This window comes from Allobosea sp., assembly GCF_030694325.1.
Lineage (GTDB): Bacteria > Pseudomonadota > Alphaproteobacteria > Rhizobiales > Beijerinckiaceae > Allobosea.
The window spans coordinates 1-11328 of the sequence record NZ_JAUXYO010000232.1; the positions used below are offsets into that span (position 1 = coordinate 1).

Below are 11328 nucleotides of genomic sequence, written 5' to 3' on the forward strand. Positions count from 1 at the left end.
GCGCCCGGCCGCGGCGGCTTCCGCCAGGAAGGGCCCATCGACCGGCCGGTCGGGGGCATCGGCGGCGGTGAGCGCGCTGGAGGGCTTCAGCGGGGGCGCCGGCTCGGCCTCCCGCGGCGGCGGGCGCGACAGCCAGTCGGGCGCGGGCTCGGGCGTCGTCGGCTGGGACGAGGCCTCCACGGCCACCGGCTGGGGTCGCGAGGTCATGAAGCGGCGGAGCGCAGCGTCGCCCTCGCCGATCTCGGCGAGCCCCGGTTCGGAGGCGGCGAGGCCGGCCTCGACCATGGCATACCAGCTCCCGGCCGGGGCCTCGCCCTTGGCCTGCGCACCGCAGACGATCAGCCGGTTCTCCGCCCGCGTCATCGCGACATAGAGCAGGCGGTGATGCTCCTCGACCATCTGCTCGACGACGCGGGCCTTGGCCTGCGCCGTCGCTTGCGCGTCCTCGGCGCTGGCGGGTGGCCAGATCGGCACCGCCTGCCGCCGCGGCGGCTCGACCGCCAGGATCTTCGGCAGCCGCTTGGCGCCGGGCGGCGGGGCGAGATCGGCGAGGATCACGATTCCCGCCTCGAGCCCCTTGGCGCCATGCACCGTCATGACGCGGACCTCGCCGCGGCTGGAGGAAAGATCGCGCTTCACATCGGTCGCAGCGCCGCAGACATGGTCGAGGAAGCCCGCGAGCGAGGGGCCGTAGCGCCGCTCATGGTCGAGCGCCGCAGACAGGAAGGCGTCGAGCGCGTCTCCGGCCTCGGCCCCCAGACGCGCCAAAGCGAGATTTCGCCCGCCGCCCGGTCCGAGCAGCCCGGCGAAGAAGCGGAACGGCCCGCAGCGCCCCGCCTCTGCCGCGAGCGCTGCCATCCGCGCCTCGACGGCCGCGTAGCGCGGTTCGCTCGCAGCCGCCTCGCGCAGCGCCGCCCGCAACGAGCCGCTGCGCTCTGGTGCGAGGCGCAGGAGGTCGTCGTCGTCGAGCCCGATCAGCGGCGTCTTCAGCGCGGTGGCGAGCGTCAGGTCGTCTTCCGGCAGCAGCAGCGTTCGCCCGAGCACGACGAGGTCCTCGACCGCCGGATGGGTCGCGAGGGTGAGCCGGTCGCGGCCGGTGACGGGCACGCCGGCATCCTTCAGCGCCTTGACGATCGTCTCGAACAGCGCGCCACGCTGGCGCAGCAGGATCATCACGTCGCCGGGCGCAAAGGGCTGGCCGAGATCGTCCACGCCCCGGCGTGTCCAGCTAGCGAGCGTCGTGGCGATGCGCTGGGCGAGCTTGGCCGTCCCGCTGCGCCGCTCTGTCGCGTCGACCGGCGTCGTCCAGGCGTCGGGCGGCTCGCCGGAATCATTGGCGCAGAGCGGCCAGAGATCGACACAGCCGGGGTCGCTCCGGCGCACCGTGTCGTGGATTTCGGGCCGCTCCGAGCCGTCGAAGACGAGGCCGCGCGCATGCTCCGGCAGGGCGAAGACGGCGTCGACCGCCTGCATGATGTCGGGCGCCGAGCGGAAGGAGGTGTTCAGGCTGATCGCCTCGAAACGCTGCTCGGCTTCCCGGATGCGCTGGCCGAGCTGCCGGCGCTGGGTGTTGAAGGCGGCGGGCGCGGCGCCCTGGAAGCCGTAGATCGACTGCTTCTCGTCGCCCACCACGAAGACGGTGCGTGGGCGCGGGCCGGCCTCACGGCCCCCGGCGCTGAACTCGTCGGCGAGCTGGCGCAGGATCGCCCATTGCGCATCGCTGGTGTCCTGCGCCTCGTCGAGCAGGATGTGGTCGATGCCGGCATCGAGCTTGTAGAGCACCCACGCCGCCTCGACCCTCGTCAGCAGCGAGCGCGTCCGGGCGATCAGGTCGTCATAGTCGAGCAGCGAGCGCTCGCTCTTCTGGCGCTGATAGGAGGCGAGCATCCGCGTCACCAGCAGCGCCAGCGCATGGCTGCGGTCGCGGATCGCGATCGCGTTGAGGCGGTCGATGGCCTGGCGCAGCCGCGTGGCCAGATCCTCGAGCGTATCAGCGAGCGCGCCCTCGAAAGCCGATTTGCCGCGGCCGCTGATGTTGCTGTTGACGCTCCCGGCCTCGGTCAGAAAACCCTTCCGGCAGAAGGACACCGGATCGCCATCATCGGCCCCCGCGCGCAGGGCACGCAACGTCGCCGCGAAACCCTGCCGGGTGGCGCTGCCCGCCTCCAGGGCGTCAATCAGTGCCGCGAGGCCGGACATTCCGGCGAGGTCACGCCGGAAATCCTGCCGCACCGTCTCCGCCGACAGATCCGGCGCGATGCCGAGCACGGCGGCGATGCCCTGCCGCATCTCGCCGGCATCGCGGGCGCGGCCCTCCGCGTCGTTGAACAGGGTTCGCTGGCGCAGCGCCTCCTGCATCATTGCATCGAACGTGTCCTGCGCCGCCTGGCGGGCGAGCAGGTCGAGCGCCTGCGCCTCCTCGCCCTCAGGAGAAGACGCGACCGCCCGCAACAGCTCGCGCCGCGCCTCGCGCAGCATCTCGGCCTGGGCGAGGTCATCCGCGACCTCGAAGCGCGGCGGCACATTCGCCTCGAAGGGCGCCGATTGCAGCACCCGCGTGCAGAAGGCGTGGATCGTCTCGATCTTCAGCCCGCCCGGCGTCTCCAGCGCCTGCGCGAACAGGCGCCGCGCCGCGGCGAGGCTGTCGCGCGAGGGGGGCTTCCCGGTCAGGCGGGTCAGCTCCTTGACCAGCTCCGCCTCCGGCAGCGTCGCCCAGGCGCTGAGCGCCGCGAAGACCCGGTTGGCCATATTGGCGGCGGCGGCCTTGGTGTAGGTGATGCAGAGCAGGCGCCCGGGCGCCACGCCGTCGAGCAGCAGCCGCAGCACGCGGTTGACCAGCACATAGGTCTTGCCCGAGCCGGCATTGGCCGAGACCCAGGCGCTGAGCCGCGGATCGGCCGCCAGCGCCTGGTTCTGCTGCGTGAGGGGCGGGACGATCCAGCCGGGCTTCATGTCCCGTCCCCCTCGTCGCTCTCGGAGGCGGCGGCCCATTCCTTGACCCGCGCGAGCTGGTCATAGGGCGAGGCGAACTTGATGTAGTCGGGCGCGCGGCGCGAGACGAAGGCCTCGCGGCCGCTGCGCAGCGCCTCGACATGCGCCAGCAGGCGTTCGAGATGGCGGCTCGCCACATCCGCCAGGCTCTCGCCGTCGAACTCCAGCGGCTTGTCCTTGGCCCAGGCCTTCGGGTCGTGATGAAGCTTCATGTACAGCACGGCCTCGACCGGCGTCGGGCCGACCGCGCCCTCGAACCCGGCCCGTGCCGCCAGCTCCGCCTCCAGCGTCAGCTGCGGCGCGAAGCCCTTCTCGACCTGCGCCTTGCTGGGCGGCGCCCCGGTCTTGAAATCGATGATGCGCAAGGTCGGCGTCCGCGTGATCTCGACCCGGTCCGCCTTGCCGCTGAGCCGGAGCGTCGCGCCGTCGGAAAGCGGAAAGCGATGGCCGGTGAAGACCTCGACGGCGACACGGGCCAGCGCGCCGCGCCGCCGCTCCTCCCAGGCGATGAAATGGCCGGCCGTGAGCAGGAAGCGCGGCCACCAGAAGGCCCGCACCTCCGGCGCATCCGCGAAGCGCCGGAACGCCTGCTCGCCGATCGCGATCAGCCGGCCATGGGCGTCGGCCGGCAACTGCTCCGGATAGGTCGCGGCGAAGGTCTCGACGATCTCGTGCAGCAGGCTGCCGCGATCCTGCGCGCTCGGATCCTCGACGAGCCCATCGAGCGCGTCGAGCTTCAGGATCTTGCGGGCATGGATCTGGTAGGGATCGCGATAGAGCGTCTCGACATCGGTGACGCTGAGCGAGAGCGGCTGCAGCGCTCGCGGCGGCTTCGGCGCGGGCCGTCCGACGGGTCGCACGGGTGCCGGGGCCGAGAGCCGCCCCGCCAGCGCCGTCAGCCGCTTCCCTTGTGCCAGCGCCTCGCCCCAGACCGGCGCCGGCGTTACCGCCTGCAGCCGCTGCCAGAAGCGCGAGGCGATCGTCTCGGACTCGCCGGCCTTGCGCGCCCGCGTCAGCGTCACGCAAGGCGCCGCCAGCGCCATGGAAAAGTCATGCGCGGTCTGGCCGACGCGGCGCTCCGGCGGCGACAGGCCGAGTTCGGCGCGCATCGGCCGGTTGATGAAGGCGTCCGTCGTGGTCTGCGGCGGCCAGACGGTTTCGTTGAGCCCGCCGAGGACGACATGGTCGGCCTCGAGCAGGCGCGCCTCGAGCAGGCCCCAGATCCGCACGCGCGGATGGCCGCCGCCGCTGCGCTTGACGACGCGCTCGGCCAGCAGCCCGTCCAGGATCGCAACGACATCGGCAGGCCGGCCACCCTCGGGCATGTCGGACTGCGCGGCGGCGAGATCGTCGAAGAGCCCGGCCAGAGCCTCGCCATCGGCATCACGAAAGGCGCAGGCCTGCCCGTCTTCGCTCAGGCTGATAGCCTCGACCGTGGCGCGCGCCGCGGCCGTCATCACCGCCAGCGACGGCGCCTTGAGGAACAGCGCCTCCAGCAGCGGCGAGAAGGCGGTGCCGAGCGCCGCCAGCACTGTGGCCGCCGCTGCGGCATCGTCTTCGCTCAGGCGTTTGCGCGGACCCGGCGCATGGCGCGCGGTGCAGAGTTCGCTCCAGCGTCCGAGCTGCTCGTGCAGGCCGGCCAGCCCCCGCCCGACGCTCTCGCCCCGCCACAGCCCGATTTCCAGTGCTGAGGCGCCGCGTGCCGTCTCCTCGCGCGGCAGCCCGAGCCGGCAGAGCGGGTGGGCCAGCAGCGGCACGAGGCTTCCCGGCGTCATCTGTGCCAGCGCCGCCTCCAGCACGAGCCGCAGCAGCGAGCCCGCCGGCCAGCGCGCCAGCGGCAGGCCGGCCGAATCATCGACCGCGATGTCCCAGCGCCGGAGCTCGACCGTCACGCGTTCGGCGAGGCCGCGATCGGGCGTGATCAGCGCCGCCTGCTGGCCGGGCGTCTCCAGCGTCTCGCGCAGCGCGACTGCGACCGCCAGCGCCTCCTCGCGCTCGTCGGCCGCCTCGACGAGACGCAGACCGCGGAAGGCGAGTTCCGCTTCTTCCGTCGGCAGGCGCTCGCGCAGATCGGCCCAGCTCTGTGTCACCGAGGCCGGCAACATGGCCTCGCGCAGCAGCCGCGAGCGGGCGCCATGCGCAGCATCGGGCTCGGCGAGCGCGCGCACATCGGCCCGCACCGCCTGCAGCGTGTCGAGCAGGTGATGCAGCGCTGCCTGCGGATGCGAGGGCGCGGGCTCCTCCGCGATCGCCCGCCAGGCCTCGTCGGAGAGGTCGAGGTCGAGCCCCGGCAGCACCACCGCGCCATTGGGCAGCCTTGCGATCGCCCCCAGCAGCCGTGCCGTGGCAGGGACCGTGCCGGTCGAGCCGGCGGCGATGATCGGCCCAGTCACGGCACCCGAGAGCAGCCGCTCGCGCTCGGCGGCGAGCATGCGGTTACGGAAGGTGGCGGGGTCGCAGGCGCCGCGCTCGCCCAGGATGGTCGGCCAGGCCCCGCCCAGGATCGACAGGAACTCGGCATTGAGCTGCCAGACCCTGTCGAAACGGGCCGCGTCGAGCCGCCCGAGCCGCTCGACTGCGACGTCCTCCGTCTGCATCTGGTCGAGCAGGGCGGCGAGGTCGCCGGCGAGCCCATAGGCCTCGGCCAGCGTCGCCGGCACCAGCGAGGGCTCTGCGGGATCGAGCCGCAGATGGCTGCGATTGGCGCTGCGACCCCAGGCATCAACGAGCCGGGTCAGGATCATCCGCCGCGCCAGCGGATCGATCGGCGCGATGCGCTCCTCGGCCAGCGCCCCGGCCCCGATCAGCGCCGTCTCGGCTTCGTCGACATCGCCCAGCGGCAGGATCCGCGGCAGCAGCAGCGGCGCGCCGCCGAGCTTGTCGGACAGGCAGGCGGCGAAGGCGCGTGCAGCCCGTCGCGTCGGCAGATAGAGCGTCACCCGCGCCAGCGCGGCGGGGTCCTCAGGATCGTGGACGCGTCCGAAGCGGCCCTCCAGCATCGCCTGCGCCAGCACCTCCAGGAAGGGTGCCCCGGCGGGAATCGTGAAGAGGTTGAGGTCAGCCATCGGCTCGCGCGGGCGCGGCCTGCGCCGCCGCGAAGGCGGCCTCGGCCGGCGCGATCGCCTCGGGCGTGCCGACGTGCAGCCATTGCCCGTCGAGCACGAGCCCGTGCAGCCGGCCGGCAGCGATGGCGCGGTCGAACAGCAGGTTCAGCGAGAACGGCCCCTCCGGCGTGTCCGCGAAGAGACCGGGCTTCATGATGGCGACGCCGGCATAGACGAAGGGTGCGCTGTCTGCGCTGCCGCGCCGTGTCAGCAGCCCGTCCTCAGCCTTGAAGAAATCGCCGCGCCCGTCGAAGCCGACGCTGCCCTCGCGCTGCGCCAGCAGCAGCAGCATATCCATCCGCGCGGCATCCCAGCCCCGCGCCATGGCCTGCATGGCCGAGCCGCCGCTCTCGCTCCAGAGCGAATCCGAATTCACATGGAAGAAGGGCTCGTCCCCCAGCAGCGGCAGCGCCCTTTTCACCCCACCCCCGGTCTCCAAGAGCAGCGCGCGCTCGTCGGAGATCGTCACGCGCGGGGCGGTTCGGCCGGCCAGGTGCGCCTCGATGCGCTCGGCGAGATGGTGGACATTGACGACCGTGTCCTCGACGCCGGCTTCAGCAAGCCGGTCGAGCGCATGGTCCAGCATCGACTTGCCGCCGATGCTGACGAGCGGCTTCGGAATCGTGTCGGTGATCGGCCGCATCCGCTTGCCGAGCCCCGCCGCCAGCACCATGGCGCGGCGGATCGGTTGGGAATGGGCCTGCGTCACGCGAATCTCCTCTATCGCGCGAATCTATCAGATATTTGCGGCGGTCGTCCCGGGCGACCGGAGGGAGACCCGGGACCCATTCCGGAACGGATCAGGCATGGATCCCGGATCGGCGCGGCTGCGCCGCTTGTCCGGGATGACGGCAGAGGGAGTGGGCAGCGCTGGCTAAAATCTCAACCCACCTCGAACAGTTTCGGCAGATGCGTCTGGTACCAGCCCTTGAGCTCTTCGAGTGCCGGATGCTCGAGGTTGCGGCGCAGATAGGCCTCGATGCGTGGCAGGTGCTTGAGATAGGCCGGCTTGCCGTCGCGCTTGTCGAGCCTCGCGAAGATGCCGGCGATCTTGGTGTTGCGCTGCGTGCCGAGGATCGCATAGGCGCGGGCGAAGCCGGCGAGGTCGAAATCGGGATCGTCGGCGCGGCGCGCCTGGCCATAGGCCGCCAGCAGCCGAAGCTCCAGCGCCGCCGGCACGTCGATGCGCGCATCCTGCCCGAGCGAGGCGAGGTCATAGGCCGGGTGGCCGACCACCGCGTCCTGGAAGTCGATCAGCCCGAGCTTGGCATGGCCGTCCCGGCCGGGCAGCCAGATCAGGTTGGGCGAGTGGAAATCGCGCAGCGTCCAGGTGCCCGGCGCTTCCAGGATCTCGTCGAAGAGACGGTTCCAGATCCGCGCAAACTCGGCCTGCGCCACCGCCGGCAGGGTCACGCCCGCGATATGCGGCGCGTACCAGTCGAGGATCAGTTCGGTCTCGATCGCCAGCGCCCCGCGGTCGTAATCCGGCAGCACATGGTCGCGCCCCTCGGCCACGGGCAGGATCGTCGGCAGGGTGTGGCGGTGAAGATCCGCCAGCAGCCGGGCGGCCGCCTCGTAGCGCTCCGGGATCGGTCCCTGCGCATCGACGACGCCCTCGCTGCCGAGATCCTCGATCAGCAGCAGCCCGGTCGCCAGGTCCTGTGCGTAGATCTCCGGCGCCGAATAGCCGAGCGAATGCAGGCCGCGATCCATCGCGACGAAGGCGTCGACGTTCTCGGCGAGATGAGCGATCGCGCTGTAGGGCTTGCCGAGCCGGATCGCCGGCCCGTCCGGGCGCGGCGGCGAGATCATCAGCACGGCGCTGCTACCGTCGGGCCGCGTCAGACGCTCATAGGCGCGGCTGGAGGCGTCGCCCTGCATGTAGTCGCGGCGTGCATCGTCCCAGCCGGCATCGTCGATCAGCCGGCGCGTCGCAATGGCGATGGCGAGACGCTGGCGCCACAGCACGCCGCCGGAAAGATCGGCGATGCGGCCGGTTTCGGGGTTCTGCGGATCGACGTCGAGCACGATGTCGAGCCGGCGTCCGCCGGGCAGGCGCGCTCCGGCGCGATCGGGCCATTCCACCAGCAGGATCAGCCGGTCGAGCTCCTCGATGAGGCCGATATCGTCGAGCTCGTCGGGCGAGCGGACGCGGTAGAGATCGGCATGGAGCACGGGCCCGCGCGGGGTCTCGTAGCTCTGCACGAGGGTGAAGGTCGGGCTCGGCGCCTCCAGTGTCGGGTCTTCGGCGAGTTCGCGCAGGATCGCCCGCGCCAGCATCGACTTACCTGCCCCGAGATGTCCCGAGAGGGCGACGATGTCGCCCGGCTTCAGGATGGCGGCGAGATCGGCGGCCAGGCGCAGCGTCGCCGCCTCGTCGTCCAGTTGCAGGCGGTGCGTGCCGGCCCGGGAAACCTCCTCCGTCATTCGGCGGCATCCGACAGCGGCAGCCCCGCTGCGGGGAAGACCGCCGTCACGCGCGTGCCGCGGCCCGGCGCCGAGTCGAGCTCGACCCGCCCGCCATGCAGCTCGACGATCGAACGGACGATCGACAGGCCCAGGCCCACGCCGCGATGGCTGGAGCCGAGCGAATGACTCTCGAAGCGGTCGAAGACCTTCTCCTTCACCTCGGCGGGAATCCCGCGGCCCTGGTCGGCGACGGTGATGCGGACATGGCCCTCGTCGCGCACTGCGCTGACGGTGATCGTCTGCCCGGGCGAGGAGAAGCCGATCGCGTTGGAGATCAGGTTGAACAGCACCTGCCGCAGGCGCTTGCCGTCGGCGCGCAGGGGGCCGGCCTCGGGCGCGATCACCACCTTCAGCTCCAGCTTGCTGTCGGTGAGGCGGTCATGCAGCCCCGCCGCCGCCTGAGAGATCGTGTCGGCGACGTCGACCTCCTCCAGTTCGAGCTGGAGCGCGCCGTTGTCGATCGTGGCGAGGTCGAGAATGTCGTTGATGATGGCGAGCAGCGCGCCCGAGGAGCGCACGATATGGGAGGTATAGTCGCGCTGCTTGTCGTTGAGAGCGCCGACGGCTTCCGTGCCGAGCAGCTGCGCGAAGCCGATGATGTTGGTGAGCGGCGAGCGCAGCTCGTAGGAGACGTGGTGGACGAAATCCTCGCGCAGGCGGGAGACCTTCTCCAGCGCCTCGTTCTTTTCGGTCAGCGCCCGCTCGACATTCACGCTCGCCGTCACGTCGGCAAACGAGATCAGCGTCGCGCCGTCGGGCAGCGGTGCGGCCGCGCAGTCCAGAACCGTGCCGTCGCGCCGTTCCATGCGGCAGACATAGTCCTCGCGTGCGTCGCGGACGCCGGTGACGGCACTCTGCAGCTCGCGCCAGATCTCGTCCTGCGGGAAGAGCGGGCGGCACAGCCGCACCACCTCGTCGATATGCGGCGCGGCGGCGGCGAGGTCGGGCTTGATCCGCCAGGATTGCGCGAAGGCCGGGTTGGAGAGCTTCAGCCGCCCGTCCGAGCCGAACACGGCGACGCCCTCGCGCAGCGAATCCAGCGTCTCGCGCTGGGTGCGCGACAGCGCGTTGAAGCGCGACTCCAGCGTGAAGCGCTCGGTGACATCGTCGAGCAGATAGGTCACGCCGCCCTGCGGGTTGGGGCTGGCGACGACGTGGATCGTCCGCCCGTCCGGCAGGTACCACCAGTCCTCGTTCGCCCGCGTCGCGGTATAGGCGGCCTGCACCCCGGCCTTCCAGCTGCGATAGTCGCCGAGTTCGGGCAGGCGGCGCTCGGCCCGCAGCCGGTCGAGGATTTCGCCGTCGCTGGGGTGCCCGTCGAGAAACGCCGGGTCGAGCGACCACAGGCTTTCGAAGCCGGCATTGCGGTAGACCAGCCGCTGCGAGGCGTCGAACACCGCAACCGCGGTCTTGAGCCGGTCGAGCGTCCGGACATGCGCGTCCATCTGGCGCTGCAGATCGGTCCGGACCGCTTCCAGCTCGCTCATGTCGGTGGCGATGCCGGCAAAGCCCGTCGGCGTCGCGATTTCGAGGATGTCGAGCGTGCGGCGCTGTCCCGCGATTACGGCCGGGGCGCGAGCCGTGAAGGTCCGTCCTTCGCGCCGCGCCTTGGCGGCGGCCTCGCGCTCGCTGCGGTCGAGCAACTCGACCCCGCCCTTGACGACCTCGCTGCTGTCGGCGACCTCGACGGCGCGTGCATAGGCGGCGTTGCACCAGCTCAGCCGTCCCTCGGGACTGCGGGTCCAGGCCGGTTGCGGCAGCCCGCCGAGCAGCCCGGCCAGTGCCTGGTGCTCGCTTCCGAGGCGCTCGAGATCGCTCTGCAGCGTCATCACCCGGGCGCGCTCGCCCGTGACCTCGCGAAAGCGGATGACGGCGCGCCCTGCGACCGGCCGGCCCTCGACGTCGATGAAGGGGCCGCTCTTGCTCCGCAGCGTCATGCCGAAGGATTCGCCCCGGTCCTTCAGCGCATCGGTGGCGAGTTCGAGCTTCTTGGCATCGGCCGGGGGAGCCCAGGCGCCATAGGCGAGCGCCAGCGTCGCGCCGGGCGCGCCGAGAAAGCCGCTGTCGCCTTCGAAGACCGGTTCAGTATGGCGGCCGGCCCAGCTCACCACGACCTGGGGGTCGCTCGCCAGCAGCGCTGTCAGCCGGTCGTGCTGGCCGCGCGTCGCCTCCAGCTCGCCGGCCAGTGCCGCCTCGCGGCGAAGCCAGCGCGCCCGCTCGCGAACATAGACCAGCGAGGTCGTGGCGGCGAAGACCGTGAGCCCTGCCAGCACAATGGACAGCGCTCCGGTGCTGAAAAGCTCCTGTCGCAGCGGCGGCAGCCAACTGCCCTGGGCGAGGGCGGAGGTGGGAAGCTGGCTGGCCGCGAGCCCCGGCAGAAGCCCCTGTCGGCCCCAACCGCCGCGGCTCCGTTCCTGTCGGCTCGACCTGGTCATCCTGCGTCCGTCTTCTCTGTGGGCGGCACCGTGCCGCCTCCGCTGTCAGGAACGGGCGGGCACCGAACGGCCGCCAGCCGCCCCTGAGCCGCCTCGGAAGGCCTCCGACGCACGCCTGCCACCAGCACCGATACTTGCGTGTCGACCCGGTCCGCGCAGAGGCGCCGGGCCCGAATCAGCCCCACTCTAATCACCCACGGAGTCCGGCAGGAAGTGCTTAATGGACGGTAAATCGGGCCGATTGCCCGGTCGGGCGGCCGCTGTCGAACGGCGCCCCAGAACTAGCGGTCAGCGCCCCGAACGGCGCCATTAGTAGCGTCTGATGCGAA

5 protein-coding genes are annotated in these 11328 nt (G+C 71.6%); all 5 read right to left on the reverse strand.

The genetic code is table 11. The annotated features are described in order from the left end of the window. Positions 1–2952 (reverse strand): double-strand break repair helicase AddA (addA, locus tag Q8M82_RS15320; RefSeq protein ID WP_305692195.1); only part of this gene is annotated, 2952 nt, incomplete at its 3' end. Further along, positions 2949–6056 carry a double-strand break repair protein AddB gene (addB, locus tag Q8M82_RS15325; RefSeq protein WP_305692196.1) on the reverse strand — a complete coding sequence of 1036 codons (3108 nt, stop codon included), beginning with the start codon at positions 6054–6056 and terminating at the stop codon, positions 2949–2951. The genes addB and addA, both read right to left, overlap by 4 nt. Continuing rightward, on the reverse strand, positions 6049–6768 hold the full coding sequence (locus Q8M82_RS15330; protein WP_305692199.1) for a nucleotidyltransferase family protein: 720 nt from the start codon (positions 6766–6768) through the stop codon (positions 6049–6051). The genes addB and Q8M82_RS15330 overlap by 8 nt, the downstream gene beginning before the upstream one ends. A 209-nt stretch (positions 6769–6977) precedes the next feature. Next, positions 6978–8522 carry a tRNA (adenosine(37)-N6)-threonylcarbamoyltransferase complex ATPase subunit type 1 TsaE gene (gene tsaE / locus Q8M82_RS15335; RefSeq protein ID WP_305692197.1) on the reverse strand — a complete coding sequence of 515 codons (1545 nt, stop codon included), beginning with the start codon at positions 8520–8522 and terminating at the stop codon, positions 6978–6980. Next, positions 8519–10837, reverse strand: coding sequence for a sensor histidine kinase (locus Q8M82_RS15340; RefSeq protein WP_305692198.1), 2319 nt, complete (start codon positions 10835–10837; stop codon positions 8519–8521). The genes tsaE and Q8M82_RS15340 overlap by 4 nt, the downstream gene beginning before the upstream one ends. Positions 10838–11328 lie beyond the last annotated feature (491 nt).